General features: G+C 68.7%; 20 protein-coding genes and 1 tRNA gene. 7 read left to right on the forward strand and 14 right to left on the reverse strand.

Annotated features, from left to right (window positions below; translation table 11 throughout):
* Window positions 1-149: 149 nt before the first annotated feature.
* Window positions 150-329: an SH3 domain-containing protein gene (locus DSC_RS16950; RefSeq protein ID WP_014161958.1), complete on the forward strand. Its 180-nt coding sequence runs from the start codon at window positions 150-152 to the stop codon at window positions 327-329.
* A 3-nt stretch (window positions 330-332) separates the two neighbouring features.
* Complete coding sequence (locus DSC_RS14530; RefSeq protein WP_014161959.1) at window positions 333-1,763, forward strand: dihydrolipoamide acetyltransferase family protein; 1,431 nt, start codon at window positions 333-335, stop codon at window positions 1,761-1,763.
* 73 nt (window positions 1,764-1,836) lie between these two features.
* Here the strand turns inward: DSC_RS14530 and DSC_RS14535 are convergent, their stop codons facing one another.
* The 9 genes from DSC_RS14535 to birA form a co-directional block, all read right to left on the reverse strand.
* Window positions 1,837-2,178 (reverse strand): DUF6172 family protein, encoded by a 342-nt coding sequence (locus tag DSC_RS14535; protein ID WP_014161960.1) that lies wholly within the window; start codon window positions 2,176-2,178, stop codon window positions 1,837-1,839.
* Between the two features lie 82 nt (window positions 2,179-2,260).
* Window positions 2,261-3,202, reverse strand: coding sequence for an MBL fold metallo-hydrolase (locus DSC_RS14540; protein ID WP_014161961.1), 942 nt, complete (start codon window positions 3,200-3,202; stop codon window positions 2,261-2,263).
* Between the two features lie 77 nt (window positions 3,203-3,279).
* Window positions 3,280-4,578, reverse strand: coding sequence for a tryptophan--tRNA ligase (locus DSC_RS14545; protein WP_014161962.1), 1,299 nt, complete (start codon window positions 4,576-4,578; stop codon window positions 3,280-3,282).
* Between the two features lie 417 nt (window positions 4,579-4,995).
* Window positions 4,996-5,205, reverse strand: coding sequence for a CsbD family protein (locus DSC_RS14550; RefSeq protein ID WP_014161963.1), 210 nt, complete (start codon window positions 5,203-5,205; stop codon window positions 4,996-4,998).
* A 210-nt stretch (window positions 5,206-5,415) separates the two neighbouring features.
* On the reverse strand, window positions 5,416-5,571 hold the full coding sequence (locus DSC_RS14555) for an entericidin A/B family lipoprotein (RefSeq protein ID WP_014161964.1): 156 nt from the start codon (window positions 5,569-5,571) through the stop codon (window positions 5,416-5,418).
* Between the two features lie 155 nt (window positions 5,572-5,726).
* Window positions 5,727-5,802 (reverse strand) — tRNA-Thr (locus DSC_RS14560).
* A gap of 28 nt (window positions 5,803-5,830) precedes the next feature.
* Window positions 5,831-6,574: an SPOR domain-containing protein gene (locus tag DSC_RS14565; protein ID WP_014161965.1), complete on the reverse strand. Its 744-nt coding sequence runs from the start codon at window positions 6,572-6,574 to the stop codon at window positions 5,831-5,833.
* A gap of 9 nt (window positions 6,575-6,583) precedes the next feature.
* The gene (locus tag DSC_RS14570; RefSeq protein WP_014161966.1) at window positions 6,584-7,354 is read right to left on the reverse strand and encodes a type III pantothenate kinase; all 771 of its coding nucleotides are present in this window, start codon (window positions 7,352-7,354) and stop codon (window positions 6,584-6,586) included.
* 2 nt (window positions 7,355-7,356) lie between these two features.
* A complete protein-coding gene (gene birA / locus DSC_RS14575) occupies window positions 7,357-8,367 on the reverse strand; it encodes a bifunctional biotin--[acetyl-CoA-carboxylase] ligase/biotin operon repressor BirA (RefSeq protein WP_014161967.1) in 1,011 nt (336 codons plus the stop codon).
* 79 nt (window positions 8,368-8,446) lie between these two features.
* On the opposite strand from birA, the gene DSC_RS14580 reads away from it, so the two are divergent.
* The gene (locus tag DSC_RS14580) at window positions 8,447-8,722 is read left to right on the forward strand and encodes a hypothetical protein (RefSeq protein ID WP_014161968.1); all 276 of its coding nucleotides are present in this window, start codon (window positions 8,447-8,449) and stop codon (window positions 8,720-8,722) included.
* A complete protein-coding gene (locus tag DSC_RS14585; protein ID WP_014161969.1) occupies window positions 8,689-9,474 on the forward strand; it encodes a M90 family metallopeptidase in 786 nt (261 codons plus the stop codon). The genes DSC_RS14580 and DSC_RS14585 overlap by 34 nt, the downstream gene beginning before the upstream one ends.
* Before the next feature lie 27 nt (window positions 9,475-9,501).
* Here the strand turns inward: DSC_RS14585 and DSC_RS14590 are convergent, their stop codons facing one another.
* Window positions 9,502-10,953 (reverse strand): ATP-binding protein, encoded by a 1,452-nt coding sequence (locus tag DSC_RS14590; protein WP_014161970.1) that lies wholly within the window; start codon window positions 10,951-10,953, stop codon window positions 9,502-9,504.
* Window positions 10,953-11,636: a response regulator transcription factor gene (locus DSC_RS14595; RefSeq protein WP_014161971.1), complete on the reverse strand. Its 684-nt coding sequence runs from the start codon at window positions 11,634-11,636 to the stop codon at window positions 10,953-10,955. Before DSC_RS14595 ends, DSC_RS14590 begins: the two co-directional genes overlap by 1 nt.
* Window positions 11,637-11,777: 141 nt before the next feature.
* On the opposite strand from DSC_RS14595, the gene DSC_RS17605 reads away from it, so the two are divergent.
* Complete coding sequence (locus DSC_RS17605) at window positions 11,778-12,029, forward strand: hypothetical protein (RefSeq protein ID WP_043290751.1); 252 nt, start codon at window positions 11,778-11,780, stop codon at window positions 12,027-12,029.
* A gap of 225 nt (window positions 12,030-12,254) precedes the next feature.
* Here DSC_RS17605 and DSC_RS14605 read toward each other — a convergent pair whose 3' ends face one another.
* The 3 genes from DSC_RS14605 to tyrS form a co-directional block, all read right to left on the reverse strand.
* On the reverse strand, window positions 12,255-13,169 hold the full coding sequence (locus DSC_RS14605) for an arginine deiminase-related protein (protein ID WP_014161973.1): 915 nt from the start codon (window positions 13,167-13,169) through the stop codon (window positions 12,255-12,257).
* Window positions 13,170-13,185: 16 nt separating this feature from the next.
* On the reverse strand, window positions 13,186-14,229 hold the full coding sequence (gene dusA, locus DSC_RS14610) for a tRNA dihydrouridine(20/20a) synthase DusA (protein ID WP_043290753.1): 1,044 nt from the start codon (window positions 14,227-14,229) through the stop codon (window positions 13,186-13,188).
* 666 nt (window positions 14,230-14,895) lie between these two features.
* Window positions 14,896-16,104 (reverse strand): tyrosine--tRNA ligase, encoded by a 1,209-nt coding sequence (tyrS, locus tag DSC_RS14615; protein WP_014161975.1) that lies wholly within the window; start codon window positions 16,102-16,104, stop codon window positions 14,896-14,898.
* 183 nt (window positions 16,105-16,287) lie between these two features.
* Here tyrS and DSC_RS14620 point away from each other — a divergent pair, with 183 nt between their 5' ends.
* Entirely contained in the window at window positions 16,288-17,745 is a 1,458-nt protein-coding gene (locus tag DSC_RS14620; protein WP_014161976.1) for a peptidoglycan DD-metalloendopeptidase family protein, read from the forward strand.
* Window positions 17,746-17,777: 32 nt separating this feature from the next.
* Window positions 17,778-18,896 carry an anhydro-N-acetylmuramic acid kinase gene (locus DSC_RS14625; RefSeq protein ID WP_425476626.1) on the forward strand — a complete coding sequence of 373 codons (1,119 nt, stop codon included), beginning with the start codon at window positions 17,778-17,780 and terminating at the stop codon, window positions 18,894-18,896.
* Window positions 18,897-18,909 lie beyond the last annotated feature (13 nt).

Genomic DNA, 18,909 nt, shown 5'->3' on the forward strand with positions numbered 1-18,909 from the left:
TGCCGCCCACCATGCACCGGAGCGCGAGGCGGTGCGCATCGCACGCGGCCAGAGCGCGGTGCTGGGCGCGGCAGACGATCAATGGCCCGAGTTCGTCTGGGCCACCCTGGCCCAGGGCCTGGGTGGCTGGATGCCCCGACATCTTCCACATGGACGAGGTCGGCACCGCCATCGCCCAGCAGGATTACGACACGCGCGAACTGGACGCCGAACCCGGCGACCTGCTCACCGTCGAACGCGAACATGCCGGCTGGTGGTGGGCGCACGATGCACACGGACGCAGCGGCTGGATTCCCGCGCGTTCGATTGAACTCATTCAAGAGACCTGACCCATGAGCCAAACCAAGACCTTCCTCCTTCCCGACCTGGGCGAGGGCCTGCCCGATGCAACCATCGTCGAGTGGTTCGTCAGGGAAGGCGACACCGTTGCCCTGGACGCGCCGCTGGTGTCGATGGAGACGGCCAAGGCCGTGGTCGAAGTGCCCTCGCCGGTGTCGGGCAAGGTGCTCAGGCTGGCCGGTGCGGCCGGCGAGGTGGTGCCGACCGGGGCGATGCTGGCCGAGTTCGAACTGGACCCGAATCGCCCGCAGCGCGCCGATGGCCAGGACACCGGCCATTCGCACGCCGCGCCCAAGCCTGCGTCTGCTGCCGCCAGCCCGGCACCGGCGCCGGCACCGATGCCGGCGGTGGAGTCGTTCGACCACGAACGCGACGATGCCGGCACCGTGGTCGGGGCGATGCAGGCTTCCGACGCGGTGCAGGTCCAGGCAGCGGTGGCCGTGGGCGGGGTCAAGGCGATGCCGGCCGTGCGCGCGATGGCGCGCAAGCTGGGCGTGGACCTGGCCCGGGTGCGCGCCACCGGCGCCGATGGCGTGGTGACCATGGCCGATGTGAAGCAGGCCGCCGCCGACGGTTCGCTGTTGCTCCCCTCTCCCGCCGGGGCGACGGTGCACGGCATGCGCGCCACTGGCGCGCATGCATCGGAGCGCCCGCGCGACGAGCGCGGGCCGGGGCGCGGAGCGGGGGCCGGGGGTGAGGGTGCGGCCGCCGGACACGTCGCCGCCCGCACCGCGCTGTCGGCCAGCGGCAAACCGATGCGCACGCAGCCTCCCGGCGTGGTGGCAAGCGGCCAGCCCGAGCCGCTCAAGGGCGTGCGCCGCAACATGGCCCGGGTCATGGCCGATGCCCACGCCAAGGTCGTGGCCACCACCCTCAACGACGACGCCGACGTGCAGGCCTGGACGCCTGCCAGCGATGTCACCGCGCGCCTGGTGCGCGGGATCGTCGCCGCCTGCACGGCGGTGCCGGCGATGAACGCCTGGTTCGACGGCGATGCGCTGACCCGCACCCTGCATCCGCACGTGGACATCGGCATCGCCGTGGACACCGACGAGGGCCTGTTCGTGCCGGCGCTGCGCAATGCCGACCTGCTTGACGCGCGCGGGGTGCGCGAAGGCGTCAACCGCCTGCGCACGCAGGTGCTCGAACGCAGCCTGCCGGCCAGCGAACTGACCGGCTACACGATCTCGCTGTCCAACTTCGGCATGTTCGCCGGCCGCTATGCCACCCCGATCGTGGTCCCGCCGTGCGTGGCCATCGTCGCCGCCGGCCGGGCGCGCTTCCAGATGACCCCGGTGATGGGCGGTTTCGAATCGCGCAAGGTGATCCCGCTGTCGGTCACCTTCGACCACCGCGCCTGCACCGGCGGCGAAGCCGCGCGCTTCCTGCGCGCCCTGATCGACGACCTGGCCCTGGCCGACTGACGCGCGCGCCCTGCCCGGTTCGCCCTGGTCCGGATCCTTTGCAGCGCCGGGCGCACGGCCAAGCCGGACGCGTTTACTCCCCTTGCTCGAAATCCGGCGCGTCCGAGCGGAGCGGCGCGGCCTTGTCGGCCGGCGGCGCGTTGCGCTTGCCGGGCCTGGCGATGAGCTCGACGTAGAACTGCTCGGCACCGCCGGCCACCAGCGCATCGATCGCGCGGATCAGTTCACCGGAGGAGAGCTCGCTGGCGCTGGCTGCGTCCAGACCCAAGCGCGCGTGGAAGCGCCACACCTCCGCGCCCGCTGGCAGCGCCTTGCGCTGTTCGCGCGCGATGTACTTGCGGATGTCGTGCTTGCTGGCCTCCAGCAGACGGTCGCGGTGCTTGCCTTCAATCTTGAGCGGGTAGGTCTTTCTCATGGCACATCGTCCGGAATGGCCGTCCATTGTGGGGGCCAGTGGCAGCCGGCGCGAATCGCGTTGCCATCCGTGGCGCCCTCGCTCAACGCTGCGGGCGATCCAGCCAGCAGGCCAGGCCCTGTGCGTTGAGTTCGATGTCCATCGCCAGCACCCGTTCGACCTCGGCGTCGCTGAGCGGCACCTGCGCATCGCGGGCGCGCTGCAGGTACAGCGCGGTCAGCGCCTGGAGCAATCTGCCGTGGCGGTCGGGCGTGCCATCGGCCTGGCGGCCGAGGTTTTCCATCGCGTTGATCTGCTCGTACAGGTCCTGGGCCAGCTTCTCGACCTGCGCGTAAGTGGTGCCGACGCGGTCGTAGTGGGTCAGGTACATGCCCTGCGGCCGATAGGCCAGCATGCGCGCGATCGACTGCTTGAGCGGCTCTGGCTCGAACTGCACCGGCGAGCTGGTCGGCAGGATGAAAGGCCCTTGCGGCCCGTCCAACTCGCGGTAGGACAATCCAAAGGTATCGCCGGTGAACCAGCACGCGCTGCGTGCATCCCACACGCAGTAGTGATGCCTGGCGTGTCCCGGCGTGTCCAGGCACAGCAGCGGGCGGCCGTTGTGGTCGACCACGTGTCCGTCGTCGGCAACGACCACGCGCGGCGCCGGCACCGGCTGCACCTGGCCATAGCTGCGCGCGATTTCTTCCTCGCCATACACGGCGGTGGCTCCGGCGATGATGCGCGCCGGATCGATCAGGTGCGGCGCCGCGCGTGGATGGGCGACGACCTTGGCATTGGGCAGGTGCTGCAGCAGCAGGCCGGTGCCGCCGGCGTGGTCCAGGTGGATGTGGGTGACCAGGACCCAGTCGATCTGCGCCGGGGTCAGCCCGGCGTGGGCGATCGCCTCCAGCAGCCGCGGCAGAGAATGGTTGGTGCCGCAATCGACAAAGGCCCCGCGGCCTTGTTCGACGATCAGATAGCAGGCGTCGAAGTGCTCGCGCTGGAACCCGGTATCAACCGTATGGATGCCGTGCTGGCTCATGGTGCGTGTCGCATCGAAGATGATCGTTTCGATTCTAGGAAGCCCGCCGTGAGCGCACGATGCATCCTTGGTCGCATTCAGACCTGCGTGGCAGCCTGGCGCAGCGCGGCCAGCGCAGCCAGCACCTGATCGGTGGGAACCTGCAGCGCCCATGCACTGGACTGCAGCTGCTCGGGACTGTCGGCATTCTTCAGCACGGCCACCTGCTGGCCGGCATCGCGCGGCGAATCGAACCCCTGGCTCTGCACCAGCACCTTGCCATGCGCATCGGAGAGCTTGAAGTAGAAGCGCCCGTCGGTGTGGCGATACTGCTTGAACACCGGCAGCGCGGCCTTGGCCGTGGCCTGCACGGCGACCGTGGTCACCGAGGACAGGTCGCGCAGGCCTACCGCATCGCGCAACTGGCGCAGGAACGGCGTGGCGTACCTGGCCCGCAGGCGCTGGGCGCCATCGCGCAGGATCGCCTCGATCTCGGCTGGCCTGGCCACCAGCGCCTGGTAGCGCTCGCGCAGCGGCGCGATCTCGCGCTCGATGCGCTCGAACACCTGCTGCTTGGCATCGCCCCAGCCGATGCCCTCGGCATAGGCCCGGGCGAAGGCCTGGGTTTGCTCCGCGGTGGCAAAGGCCTGGTAAAGCTGGAACAGCGCCGAGCCTTCGGTGTCCTTGGCCTGCCCCGGCGCGCGCGAGTCGGTGAGGATGGAGAAGATCAGCTTCTTCAGCTCGGCCGGCGATGCGAACAGCGGGATCGTATTGCCGTAGCTCTTGCTCATCTTGCGCCCGTCCAGGCCGGGCAGCGTGGCCACGTGGTCGTCGATCAGCGCCTCGGGCAGGGTGAAGTACTCGCCCCCGTAGACATGGTTGAAGCGCTGGCCGAAATCGCGGGCCATCTCGATGTGCTGGATCTGGTCGCGGCCCACCGGGACCTGATGCGCGTTGAAGAGCAGGATGTCGGCGGCCATCAGCACCGGATACATGAACAGCCCGGCGGTGATGCCGGCATCGGCGTCCTGGCCCTCGGCGAGGTTCCTGTCCACCGCCGCCTTGTAGGCGTGCGCGCGGTTGAGGATGCCCTTGCCGGCCACGCAGGTGAGCAACCAGGTCAGCTCGGGAATCTCGGGAATGTCGCTCTGCCGGTAGAACCACACCTTGTCAGGTTCAAGCCCGGCGGCCAGCCAGGTGGCGGCGATTTCCAGGGTCGAGCGCTGGGTGCGGGCCGGGTCCTGCGCCTTGATCAGGCTGTGCAGGTCGGCCAGGAAATAGAAACTCTCGGTGTCGGCCGCCCGGCTGGCGTCAATGGCCGGACGCACCGCACCCACGTAGTTGCCCAGATGGGGTGTGCCGGAAGTGGTGATGCCGGTCAGGACACGGGTGGTCATGCGCAGTGGAGGCAGGGAAGCAGGCCGTCCAGTTTAACCGCCCGCGTCTTGCCACCGGAGGCGGCCGGCTGGCATAAGCCACCGCCGGAGCTGGCGCAGCGCGTGCTCACCGATCCGCGCGCCGCCGCGCCGCGCGTACCAGGCGAGGGAACGTCGCGTAATCGGCACGGCGGCATTCGCCGAACGTGCGCCGGTGAAGGAGCAATGCCGCGCTCTGTGCATACCGGGCCAGCGCAATGGGTCGGTGCGCGCGGCTGCGGGTGGGCCGAAACCAGATACCGCTGCTTCACAAGGGTAGAGGCTTGCAGCGATCGTCCTCAGACATTTGCACAGCCCCCGGCTCCTGAAAGCCGCAGGCGCAAAGACCACAACGGGCCGAAGCCCGTTGTGGTCTTTGCCCAACCCAGCCGCGATGGATCAGTGCTTCTTCTCCAGATCGCGCTGGAAGGCAGTGACTTCCTTATGTGCACGGTCGCGGTCCCAGCCGTAGCGTTCCTGCAGCTTGCCGGCCAGATATTCGGCATTACCCTCGGCCACGTCGAAGACGTCGTCGGTCAAGTCGCCCCATTTGGCCTGCGCCTTGCCTTTGAGCTGTTTCCAGTTGCCTGCAATGATGTCCTTGTTCATGCGTCACCTCATCGATTGTTGGGGAGTGTCCTGCAGTCGCATCTTCACTGTGGGCAAGGACCCGTTGCGCAGGGATGAGGCGCGCGTGCAGGCGGTGTTATACGTTCAGCCGATCGCCGTTTCCTGCTGCGACCTGGTGATGCGGCCCGCACGAAAAAGCCGGCTTGCGCCGGCTTTTTCGCTGCGATGGGCCGGGCCCGGCGCAAGGGATCACTTGGTGCCGGTGCCGCCGGTCTTTTCGGCGGATTCTTCCATCTTGCCGCCCACCTTCTGGACGTCCTGGCCGGCACCCTTGACGGTGTTGCAGGCCGCCAGGGAACCGGCAAAGAATGCCGACAGCATCAGCAGAAAAATCGTGCGCTTCATTGGAATTCTCCAGTTGGGTTTCCCGGTTTTCCCCTTCGGAAAACCTTGGCACGCAGGCTGACGAGCACGCCGTGGAAACAGCGTGAACTCCCTGAACAGCGGTCAGCATCCGTTCTGGAAATGGTGGCATCGGCGCCTGCGGGCAGGCAAAGCGATGGTGCCGCTTGTCCGAATCGAACGGACGACCTACTGATTACAAATCAGTTGCTCTACCGACTGAGCTAAAGCGGCACGGGCCGGCCGCGGCCGGATCCGCATTCTAGCCGCAGTCGCGCGGCACGGCACGCGCGGCCTGGGTCTGCCGGCGCGCCAGTGCCGCCTCGCCCGCACCCAGGCTCACGTCCAGCCACCACCGCACGGTTTGGCCCACTGGCTGGATCTGGGCCGCAAAGCCGCCGGCCTGCAGTTCGGCCTGGCGGCGCTGCGCGGCCTCGCGGCTGCCGTAGCGGCCCAGCGCCACGCCGTTGCCAAACGGCCCACTGTTGATCACCAGCAGGTCGTGGAAACCGGCGGCGGTGATGCGTTCGACCATCGCCTGCGCGGCGGCGCGGTCGGCCAGCGGCGGCAGCAGCACGGCGTAGGCCTTGGCCGGCTGGGTTTCGCTGCGCACGCTGGCACGGCGCGGCGCCGGAACCAGGCGCGCCTGGGCACTGCGCGCGGCCGCCGCGTCGTCGAACGGTCCCAGCGCCAGGCATTGCAGGGTGGTGTCGGCGGCCGGCGCCGACGCAGGCGCCGGTGTGGAGACCGCGATGGGCCCGGCAGGCGGCGTGGAGGCCGCCGGTGTCGGCGCGGCTTGCGCGGCCGGCGGCGCCGGCACCGTCGGTGCCGGCGCCAGTGCAGGTTCGGGTTGCGCTGGCCGGGGCGCGACATCGGCCAGTTCCAGCACGGCCACGCCCTGCATCTGCGCCGGTGGCGGCAGGTCCGGCGCCGGGCGCGTCAGCCACCACGCGGCCACGCCCAGGTTGAGGAAGACCAGCAGGACGATCAGCGCACGGATCAACATGGGCCGATTCTAATGGCCGTCCGCAGCGGCCTGGACCGGCGCGGCCGACCAGACCGCCAGCCCTTCCAGGACCAGCCCATCGACCCGCCGGGCCTGCGGCAGCAGCGGCAGCAGCGGGTCGATGCCCCCGCCGTGCAGCAGCAGCGCCGGTGCCTGACCCAGCCGCGCAGCGGCCTGGTCCAGGCTGCGTTCGATCAGGGCCAGCGCGGCGCCTTCGCAGCCCGAGGCCAGGGCATCAGGCGTGTCGCGGGCGAACTCGTCGAACGCTCCACCCTCGGCCGGCAACTGCGCCGCGGCGCGATGCAGGGCCTGGCGCATCAGCTGCGGCGACGGGGCGATGCGCCCACCCATATGGCGGCCGTCGGCCGCGAGCAGGTCGATGGTCAGGGCCGTGCCGATCCCGGCGATCAGCCACGGCCCCGGCCCGTGCGTGCGGGCACCCAGCATGGCCAGGAACCGATCCACCCCCAGCCGCGCCGGTTCGCGGTAGGCCACCTGCAGCCCGGCCAGCGAGGCCTGCGTCCGCGCCAGCGAGACCACCCGAAATCGCGCCTGCAGCACCTCCAGCACCGCCGCGGTCAGCACCGGCGCCGCGACGCTGGCCAGGCAGGCCGACAACCCGGCTTGCGGCAGCTGCGCGGCCAGGCCCTGCAGCAGGTCGTCCTGGCCATGACCCAGCGCCAGGATCGGGCCGGGTCGGCCGTCGGCCTGCAGCCGCGCGCATTTCAGGCGCGTGTTGCCCAGGTCGAACAGCCAGCGCTCGGGCGATGTGCCGGTCATCTTCAACCCGCCCGCACGCTGACTTGGCCGGCGTGGAAATCGCGCAGGCCCTGCGGCGTGCGCAGGCGCAGGGCGCCGTCCTCGGCGATTCCTTCGGCGGTTCCGGACACCTCGCCGCTGTCCAGGTGCACCACCACCTTGCGCCCGTGCAGCGCATCCAGCGCGGCGTAGCGCGGCCGGAACGGCGCCAGCCCTTCGGCATCGAACGCCTCCAGCGCCGGCAGCAGCCGGGTCAAGACTGCGGCCGCCACCGCGGTGCGCGTCACCGGCTGCGGCAACGCCTGGGCCAGGTCCAGCCAGGGCTGGTCGATGCTGGCCGCCTGCTGTGCGGGCATGCGCACGTTCAGCCCAACCCCGATCACCGCGCGCGCCGGGCCGCCGGCTTCGCCGCCGCCTTCGACCAGCAGGCCGCCCAGCTTGCGGCCGTCCACGACCAGGTCGTTGGGCCATTTCAGGCCGATCTGCGCCAGCCCCAGCTCGCGCAGGCCCTCGGCCACCGCCACGCCCGCCACCAGGCTCAAGCCTCCCAGCCGCGCAAGCCCGCCGCCGAAGCGCCGCGCCACTGACAAATAGACGTGCGCGGCCAGCGGCGAGACCCAGCTGCGCCCGCGCCGGCCACGACCGCCAGTCTGGCGTTCGGCCAGCAGCACCGCGCAGCCGCTGACCGGGGTGTCCTGGCGCAGCAGTTCGGAATTGGTCGAATCCAGGCTCCAGGCCACGTCCAATGCCTGGATCTGTCGCCGCACCGCGGCCGGCAACGCGGCGCACAGGGCCTGGGCATCGAGCAGGTCCAGTGGCTGGTCCAGTGCATAGCCCTGGCCGGCACTGCCGACGATGGCCACGCCAGCCCCGCGCAGGGCCTGGACCCGCTTCCAGATCGCAGCCCGGGTCAGGCCGGTTTCCCGGGCCAGCAGGTCGCCCGACACCGGCCCCTGCGCCAGGCGCAGCAGCAGCTGGCGTTCGCGCGCGGCTGGCGCGGCAGGCTGAACAGGAACGGGATTCATCGCGGCCATTATGGGGCACCTGTCCGGAGGCCAGAACCACGCTATGATGCCGGTTCGCTGCTGTGTGCCCGCCCCCCGGAGTGTTCCGATGCTTCGCGCCTGCCTTGCCCTCGTGCTGCTGACCTGTGCCGTCTCGCCCGTGCTCGCGCAGAATGGGCGCGGTGAGGTGCCCGCGTCCGGCACCCTCGACCACGGCGCCGGCGCCCCTGCCGGCGCGCCGCAGGGCAAGCCGGCGACGGCCAGTGGCTATGCCCGACCGACCACACCGGCCACCAGCCAAGGCGGCGGTGGCAGCGACGAGGACGCGGTCCTGCGCATGCGCGTGCCCAAGTGGAACAGCTTCCTGCCCGGGATGTTCCGCTGATCCAGCCGCTGTTGCGCTGGCTGCGCGGCCAGCCGCCCCCGCTCGACGACCAATGCTGGTACCGCGCCGTCGAGGCGCTGCCCTGGGTCCGTGGCCTCGACCAAGCCCAGCGACGGACGCTGCAGCCGCTGGCCGCCCGCTTCCTCCACCAGAAGACCATCACCGCGCTGGGCGGACTGGTGCTGGACGACATCGCCCGCGTGCAGCTGGCCGCGCTGTGCTGCCTGCCGCTGCTGGAATTCGGTGCCGGCGGGCTGCGCGGCTGGTCGCAGCTGCTGGTGTATCCGGACGCCTTCCGCGTGCGCCGCAGCCACCTCGATGCGGCCGGCGTGCTGCACGAGTGGGACGACACCCTGGCCGGCGAAGCCTGGGACAGCGGGCCGCTGATCCTGTCCTGGGCCGACGTGCAGGCCGACATCGCCGATCCGGCTTCAGGCTTTTGCGTGGCCGTGCACGAGATGGCGCACAAGCTCGATGCGCTCAATGGCCAGGTCGATGGCAGCCCGCCGCTGCCCGGTGCCTGGCAGCGGGCGTGGACCCGCGACTTCCAGCATCACTATGACGCGCTGTGCCGGCGCGTGGAGGCCGGCAAGCGCACCCGCATCGATGGCTATGCGGCCCAGTCGCCGGAGGAATTCTTCGCGGTGGTCAGCGAATATCACTTCTCTGCACCGGACGTGCTGGCCGAGGCAATGCCGGAGGTGGCCATGCATCTGGACAAGCTCTACGGCCGGCCACCACGCCTGTTCTGAGCGCCAGGCCTGCGCCTGGCGCGCCGCTCACAATCCCGGCGGCAGCCGGACTTCGAAGCGGGCGCCGCCCAGTTCCTGCGAACGGCTGACGGTGAGCTCGCCGCGATAGCCACGCACCAGGTCCTGCACGATCGCAAGGCCAATGCCATGGCCCTGCACGCGCTCGTCGCCGCGCACGCCACGCTGCAGCACCTTGGCCACGTCTTCTTCGGCGATGCCCGGGCCGTCGTCGTCCACCGCCAGCAGCAGCCCGGCGCGGCGATTGCCTTCGCTGGTGATCGGCGCGACGGTCAGCAACACGCGCGCGCGCGCCCACTTGAAGGCGTTCTCCAGCAGGTTGCCCATCAGCTCCTGCAGGTCGCCTGGCTCACCATGGAAACGCGCCTCGGGATCAATCTCGAATTCGCAGATCACGCCCTTGTGCGCGTAGACCTTCTCCAGCCCGCGTACGATCACCTCGGCGTAGGGTTCGATCGCCACCGGCGCGGCGAACAGCGCATGGCCGGTGGAAGCCGCGCGCGCCAGCTGATAGGACACCAGGTCGTTCATGCGCTTGAGCTGCACGTCCAGCTCTTCGCGCAGGGCCGCCGTGGGCACGCCGTCGTCCAGCTGCGCGCGCAGCACCGCCAGCGGCGTCTTCAGGCTATGGGCCAGGTCGGCCAGGGTGTTGCGCTGGCGCTCCAGGTTCTCGCGCTCGGACTCGATGAAGGCATTGATGCTTTCGGTCAGCGGTTCGAGTTCGCGCGGATGGTTCTCGGTCATGCCCTGGGCCTGGCCGCGCTGCACGCGCTTGAGCTCGGCGATCACCCGCTGCAGCGGGCGCAGGCTCCAGTTGAGGATCAGGCCCTGCAGCAACAGCAGCACCACCCCGGCACTGCCCAGGTACACCCACAGCGCATGTCGGAAGGTCTGCAGCTGCGAGTTCAGCACCTCGGTGTCTTCCATCACATAGATGGAATAGGAAAACTCGCTCTGCGGCCCGCGCGCGCCCCAGATCGTGCCCAGGCCGAAGCGATAGACACTGCCTTGGCTGCCATCGAGCTGGGTCATCTGCAGTGGGCCTTCGAAGATCTTCTGCCCCGGCATGAGCAGTTTGCTTTCAGGCAGGTAGGGGCCGAGGGTCGAATCCGAGCCCCAGCCGCGCTGCCCGTTGGGCAGCACGATTTCGGCGTACAGGCCGCTGCCCGGCTGGGCGAAGCGGGGGTCGATCTGGCTATCCGATGGCGCCAGCAGCGAGCCATCGCGCGCGAAGTCGATCTTGTTGGCGTACGAGTACGCGTAGCCTTCCAGGCGCCGCTCCAGATTGTCCTCGGCCGTGGTGACAAAGGCCCGATCCAGCGCGTAACCGGCCAGCGCCAGGAACGCCACCAGGCCGATACTGGCGGCCAGCAGCTGGCGCGCGCGCAGGGAGCGCGGACGCCACTTGACGATCGGCTCGCGGCCGCCTGCCGTCCGCGGCGGTGACGGGGCTTCGGGCATCAGCCCTCGTTGCGTGGAATCGCGAAGCGGTAGCCGCGGCCACGCACGGTTTCGATCGGCTTGAGCGCGCCCTCCGGATCGAGCTTCTTGCGCAGGCGGCCGATGAAGACTTCCAGCACGTTGGAGTCGCGATCGAAATCCTGCTGGTAGATGTGCTCGGTCAGGTCGGCCTTCGAGACCAGCTCACCGGCGTGCATCATCAGGTACTCGAGCACCTTGTATTCGTAGCTGGTCAGATCGACGTTGCTGCCGTTGACGCTGACCGTCTGCGCAGCCAGGTCCAGGGCGACCGGGCCGCATTCCAGGGTCGGCTTGGACCAGCCGGCAGCACGGCGCAGCAGCGCGTTGACGCGCGCCAGCAGCTCTTCGACGTGGAATGGCTTGACCAGATAATCGTCGGCGCCCTGCTTGAGCCCTTCGACCTTGTCCTGCCAACTCGAACGCGCGGTCAGGATCAGCACCGGGAATTTCTTGCCTTCGTCGCGCAGGGCCTTGATCAGCTCCATGCCCGACATCTTGGGCAGGCCCAGATCGATGATGCCCACGTCGAAGGGCACTTCCCTGCCCATGTACAGGCCTTCTTCGCCATCCTGGGCGGCGTCGACGGCAAAACCTTCGCGCTTCAGGCGCGCGGCGAGGGTTTCGCGCAGGGGTGCTTCGTCTTCGACCAGCAGAATGCGCATGGGCTCTCCCTTGGAATATGTCGATGTCTTGTGGGACGGTGGGCACCTGAACAAGGTGCCATCTCGTTCAGATTACGGCCTGCGGGGGTTAGGCCCGCGTGGACGTTCTCTGGACATGTGCTCCCGTTCAGCTCCATCGCCATGGCCCTGGCCGCGGGTGAACGGATCATCGTCCATGTAGCGGACCCGACCACTTTCATCCATCACCTTGACCCGCATGATGTCGCGGCCGTCGAACTGGACCCGCTCGGCGCCCAGCACGCGGCCCCCGCTGCGGGCCTGCGCACGACGTACCGCATCGGCCGCCTCGTTGCGCGCACCGCGGCTATTGCGATCAAAGCCGTCCCGGCGCGGCACCTGGAGGCTGTCATCATCCTGTTGCTGAGGCCCTGACTGCGCCCACGCGGAACCGGCGAGGCAGCCAGCGATCGCAGCAGTTAGAAACAGGTGATAGGCGCAGAGCTTGGGCATAACCGAATCGTAACGGCAACGCCCAACCGATGGGTGAACCGCTACCGACACCTCGGCAGTAAGTGAAGGGCCAGTCTTGGAACCGCGCGGTGAATTGGCTCTGAACTTTCTGAACAGCCTGATGAGGCGATTCAGCGCGATGAAGCCTCAGAAAATCTCGCCCACGCAGCACCGCAGCGAACCGCCGGCCGCTTCGATTGCCGGCAGCGCCACGCTGCGCACGGCCAGGCCGGCCTGGCGCAGGGCCGCCTGGCTGCCCGGCTCCAGCCGATCGGCCGCGCCCTGGCTCATCCACACCGCTTCGGGCGTGATGCTGATTGCATTGCCGGCGAAGGCCTGCTTTTCGGCAGGCGAAAGCAAGACCACGTGCCGGCCGTACAAGGCCTGCAGCAACGCGATCAACGGCGCCGGCTCGGCCAGACCATCCGGACAGACCAGCGCCGCGCGGCCGGCCAATACCGCCAGCACGACGTTGCTGTGGTATTCACCCGGCGCCAGATCGAACACGAAGGTCGCGCGCAGTCCGAAGGCCGCATGCATCAGCGCCGCACCTTGGGCATCGCAGCGTTCGGACAGCCCGCAGAAGCCGATCCCACGTGCGCGGTCGATCACCAGCGCGCCGGTCAGCTCGCACGGATGCGGTTGGCTGGACAGGTCAGTTTCGGCATAACCCAGCAGGCCGGTGAAGAACCCGCGGATGTCCGCACGCGCCGCTTCGCGCTGGCGTACCGCATGGCGCATGCGCCCGACGATCACGCGCCCCGGCACGGTCGCGAACACGTTGTTGGGGAACAGCGCATCGGGCGTGGCGGCGTCGCCGGCGAAGGCCACCACCGGCAGCTGGGTCGACAGCGTCTGGTGCAGTGCACGATGTTCTGCCAGCGCCTCGCCCGCATCGAAGCCGGTCGATGCCATGTAGACATTATCGCGGGCCGATTCCTCGGCGCGGGCGAAACCGTCCGGCGAGACCAGGAACACGCCGCGTGCGGTCGCCGGCCCGGCATCGGGCGCCAGCCTGCGCGTGAGCGCCAGGAAGGCCTGCGGATCGCGGGTGATCAGCAACGGCGCACCGTGGCGCTCAGGCCGCCGCGCTGGCCGCGCCGGCGGTGGCCGCCAACGCGCGTTCGATCAGCGACCAGTCCGCGCCCGGGCGATGCGCGCCTTCGCTGAGCACCTGGCGGAACTGGCGCCCGCCCGGCTGCCCAGCGAACAACCCCAGCACGTGCCGGGTCATGTGCTTGAGCGCCACGCCACGATCCAGCGCGGCCTGCACGTACGGACCAAACGCGCGCAGCAGTTCCACGCGCGAGCGCACCGGCGTGCCGGCCAGATGCGCATGGGCCCGGTGCAGGAAATACGGATCGTGATACGCGCTGCGGCCCAGCATCACTGCGTCGACCTGACCCAGGTGCGCATCGATCGCCTCCAGCGTGGTGATGCCGCCATTGAGCCAGATCGTCAGCTGCGGGCGCTCGCGTTTGAGCCGGTACGCCCACTCGTAGCGCAATGGGGGAATCTCGCGGTTTTCCTTGGGCGAGAGCCCCTCCAGCCACGCCTTGCGCGCATGCACGATGAAGGTGTCGCAACCGGCGGCGGCGACGGTGTCGATGAAGCCGGCGAAGTGCGCGTAGTCCTCCAGTTCGTCCACCCCTAGGCGGCACTTCACCGTGACCGGGATCGCCGCGGCTTCACACATGGCCGCGATGCACTCGGCCACCAGCAACGGCTCCTTCATCAGACAGGCACCGAAGCGCCCGGCCTGCACGCGATCGGACGGGCAGCCAACGTTGAGGTTGACCTCATCGTAGCCATACGCGGCACCCACGCGCGTGGCCGCGGCCAGCCGCTCAGGTTCGCTGCCGCCCAGCTGCAGCGCGACTGGATGCTCGAGCGCATCAAAGCCCAGCAGGCGTTCGCGATCGCCCTCCAGCACCGCGTTGGCATGGACCATCTCGGTGTACAGCAGCGCGGTCGGCGCCAACAGGCGATGGAACACCCGGCAATGCCGGTCGGTCCAGTCCATCATCGGGGCAACAGAAAGCCTCGGGGAAGCCTCATCGCGCGATCCATCGCGCAAATCCAATAAGTTACTCTTTTCTCCCTGTTGCTCAGTTGCGCGCATGATCGGTGGATTTCGGCGGACTTCGGGCATGGATTGCGACCTTGGTTGCACGTCGAGGCCGATCTAGGATCGCCTGCATGGCTACGATCGCCAGCCGCCGGCGCAAGGACGGATCACTAGGTTACACCGCCAAATCGGCATCGAACGACAGGTTGGGACGCCCGGCGATCTGTGGAGACTGCAACCCTCGAGAGGAGGGAGCCCACGAACAAGTCGAACAGATTTCCCCGTGGAGATCCGTCAGCGCGTCGTTCACATGGCGCTGGAGCATCACGGCCGGCCCCCATCGCTGTGGACGCCAGGGCGAGTCGATCGCGCCCAAGATCGCTGCATGCCACAAAGTTCGGCTGGGGTGGTGACTACACCTGTCCTGCTTTCCTAGGAGGTCCTTCGTACCACCACCTCGACCGCCCGGCCCAAACCGCTGAACCGTCACCGCCGAAGCGAGCCGCCCATTATGCAGGCCTTCGAACATCGGTCAAGCACTTCGTTCAAAGCCGCTGACCAATCCACCTCCAGCCTCACCAGCAGAGCCGGTGCCGCAGAAGCGGGGGGCGAATTATGGATGCGCCCGGTGCGTTTGTGAAGCGGTGGTGACAACTTTTTTGAAGGCCGGCCCCAACGGATGCGCAATGCCCATCGTGGCGGGCCTTGGGCGGATTGCAATCAGCCGGCCAGCAGCCGAACCCGGGCAAAGTTGCGCTTGCCAACCTGCAGCAAGCCCTCGAAACCGGGCTGAAACTGCAGCTGCGGATCTTCCACCACCGCACCATCGACCTTGACCGCACGCTCCTTGAGCTTGCGCCCGGCTTCGGAATTGCTGGGCGTGACCCCGGCGGCGGTGAGCAGCGCGCCGATACGCAGGCCTTCGGCCGGGACGATGACGTCCTGCAGCGGCAACAAGGAAGTATCGCCCTGCCCGCGTACCACGGCGTGCCAACCGGCGATCGCCGCGTCGGCCTGGGCGGCATCGTGGAATCGTGTGGCCAATTCGCGCGCCAGACGCAGCTTCACATCGCGCGGATTCAAGGCGCCGGATTCGACCTCGGCACGCAGCGACCGGGCCTGGTCCACGCCGATGTCGAAGCTGAGCAGGTCGATCCAGCGCCACATCAGCGCATCACCGATCTTCATGGTCTTGGTGACCATGTCGATGGCCGGCTCGTTGATGCCGATGTAGTTGCCCAGCGACTTGGACATCTTGTTGACGCCATCCAGCCCTTCCAGCAGCGGCATGGTCAGCACGACCTGCGGCGCCTGGCCGTAATGTTCCTGCAGGCTGCGCCCCATCAGCAGGTTGAACTTCTGGTCGGTGCCGCCCAGCTCGAGGTCGGCCTTGAGCGCGACCGAGTCGTAGCCCTGCACCAGCGGATACAGGAACTCGTGGATGGCGATGGGCTGCTGGGCAGCGTAGCGCCTGGCGAAGTCGTCGCGCTCGAGCATGCGCGCCACGGTGTGCTGACCGGCCAGGCGGATCATGTCGGCCGCGGCCATCTTGCCGAACCACTCGCTGTTGAAGCGCACTTCGGTCCTGTCACGGTCCAGCACCTTGAAAACCTGCTCCTCGTAGGTGCGGGCGTTGGCCTGCACGTCCTCGCGGGTCAGCGGCTTGCGGGTGACGTTCTTGCCGGTCGGGTCGCCGATCATGCCGGTGAAGTCGCCGATCAGGAAGATCACCTGGTGGCCCAGGTCCTGGAACTGGCGCATCTTGTTGAGCAGCACGGTGTGGCCGATGTGCAGGTCCGGCGCGGTCGGATCGAAGCCGGCCTTGACCCGCAGCGGGCGCCCGGCCTGCAGGCGCTGCTGCAGTTCTTCGCGCTTGAGGATTTCATCGGCACCGCGGCCGATCAGTTGCAGTGCTTGCGCCTGTGACACGTGACTTCCCACTCAAGGTGAATACGACAGACGTGCAACGACAAAGTTGAACGCCTGGTTAAAGCAAGGTTAACGATGCGATGCAGAAAAAAATCAAACGCCTCAAGGGTTTGACCTGCCCGACATGCCTGACTATGGTAGCCCGATTGGGCCTTCCACTTGGGCCTCAGGGTGAAGACATCGATGCAGACACACGGGGATGGCGGCCGCCGCAAGCAACGGTTCCGCGAACGACTGGACGTTCTTCGAGAGTCGGCGCTTCATCACCACGTCAGGCAGCACCTTCCCAGCGGGCGCTGGACGCGGCGGCAGTGGATCCACGCTTCGCTGTTCACCACCATCGGCATCATGGTGGCCACGATCGTGCCGGGTTTCTCCACTGCCCTGCAGCCGCAGATCAAGCCGCTGGCCACCGTGCCGCTGATGCTGCCGCAACAGGATGCGCACAAGCTCACCAGCGCCCCGGTCGACAACTGGCGGACGGTCAATGTGCGCCCGGGCCAGACCCTGAGCGCGATGTTCGCCGAGATGGGCGTACCGGCGGCCACCCTGCACCGCATCCTGCAGAACAAGGACGCCGCACGCACGCTGCACAGACTGCATCCCGGCGACGAATTGGCCTTCGACCTGCCCGACGGCGGCGCGTTGCGCGCCCTGCGCTATGACCGCGACATGGCCACGCGCATCCAGCTGGACCTCACCGATGACGGTGTCCGTGAGAAGCTCATCAAGCGCGACGTCAGCATCCGCACCGCGGTGCTCAGCGGCAAGGTCGGCAGCTCGCTCAACCGCGCTGCGCGCAAGGCCGGCCTGACCGCGGCCAACATCAACGCGCTGACCGACGACATCTTCAAGTACGACATCGACTTCGATTCGGATCTGAGCCCGAATGATCGCTTCAGCGTGGTGGTCGAACAAACCTGGCGCGAAGGCCAGCTGGTGGCCACCGGCCCGGTGCAGGCGGCGACCTTCACCGTCAATGGCAAGCTGCATTCGGGGTTCCGCTTCGCCCGGCCGGGCGGGCGGGCGGAATACTTCACCGCCGCCGGCAAGCCACTGAAGAAGAGCTTCATCCGCATGCCGATCCCGTACGCGCGCCTGAGCTCGCGCTTCGGCGCGCGCAAGCACCCCATCCTGGGCAGGATGCGCATGCACAAGGGCGTGGATTACGCCGCCGCGACCGGCACGCCGATCATGGCCGCCGGCGACGCGCGGGTGCAGTTCGTCGGCCGCCAGAATGGCTACGGCAACGTGGTGATCCTGGACCACGGGCAGGGCCGCACCACCCTTTACGGGCACCTGTCGCGCTTTGCCAGGATCCAGCGCGGTGACCGTATCGCCCAGGGCACCCTGATCGGCTACGTCGGTTCGACCGGCATGGCCACCGGGCCGCACCTGCACTACGAATTCCGCGTCAATGGTGCGCATCGCAATCCGCTGCAGGTAACCCTGCCGCCGCCCGAGCCGCTGGGCGGGCCGGTGCTGGCGCAGTTCAAGACCCAGACCTCCAGCGCGCTGGCGCGTATCCGCACGGTAGAGAGTGCAATCTACGCCGACGCCGCCCCGGCCCCCCGTGCTGGCGCCAAGATGACGCTGGCCGAGGCGCTGGATGCCTCGCGCGTGCCCAGCAGCAAGCAGTGACGCCGGCGGGCGGGCGCCGTTCCGGCGGGCCGCTGGCGCGCAAGCCGGCGCTTGGTGACCTGTACCTGGGCATGATTTCCGGCACCAGTGCCGACGGCATCGACGTGGCGCTGGTGCGCTTCGATCCCGAGCCCCAGCTGCTGCTGGGCCGCACCTACCGCTGGGACGACCAGCTGCGCAACCGGCTGATCGAGCTGGGCCAGGGTGGCCAGGCGACCTCGCTGGACGAACTGGGCGAACTGGACGTGCAGGTCGGCCAGGCCTTCGCCCACGCCGCCGGCCGGCTGATCACCCAGTCCGGGCTGGACCGGACCCAGGTGCGGGCGATCGGCTCGCACGGCCAGACCGTGCGGCACCGGCCCGATGGCACCTTTCCGTTCACCTGGCAGATGGGCGATGGCAACGTCATCGCCGAGCGCACCGGCATCGCCACCGTGGCCGACTTCCGTCGGCGCGATGTCGCCGCCGGTGGCCAGGGTGCGCCGCTGATGCCGGCCTTCCACGCGGCGATGCTGCACGCCCCGTCCGAGGACCGGGCAGTCCTCAACCTGGGCGGGATCGGCAACCTGACCCTGCTGCCGGCCAGTGGCGCGGTGCGCGGCTTCGACACCGGTCCGGCCAATGCACTGCTGGATGCCTGGTGCGAGCGCCATACCGGTCAGGCCTTCGATGCCGGCGGCGCGTTCGCGGCCAGCGGCCAGGTCGATGGCGCCCTGCTGGACACGCTGCTGGGCGAGCCGTGGTTCGCCCTGCCGCCGCCCAAGAGCACCGGCCGCGAACAGTTCCACCTGGCCTGGGTACAAGCCAAGCTGGGAAAATCCGGGGCCGCTGCGGCCGACGTGCAGGCCACGCTGCTGGAGCTGAGCGCGGTCACCGTGGCCGACGCCCTGCGCGCCACCCAGCCGGACACCAAGCGGGTCATGGTCTGCGGCGGCGGCGTGCACAATCCGCTGCTGATGCAGCGCCTGGCCACGCACCTGTCCGGGATCACGGTCGAGTCGACCCAGGTCCACGGCCTGCATCCGGATTATGTGGAAGCCATGGGCTTTGCCTGGCTGGCCCGCGAAACCCTGGCCGGCCGTCCCGGCAACCTGCCCAGCGTCAGCGGCGCCAAGGGCCTGCGCGTGCTGGGCGCGCTTTATCCGGCTTGAGGCGCCTCATCAA

The organism is Pseudoxanthomonas spadix BD-a59 (assembly GCF_000233915.3).
Taxonomy (GTDB): domain Bacteria; phylum Pseudomonadota; class Gammaproteobacteria; order Xanthomonadales; family Xanthomonadaceae; genus Pseudoxanthomonas_A; species Pseudoxanthomonas_A spadix.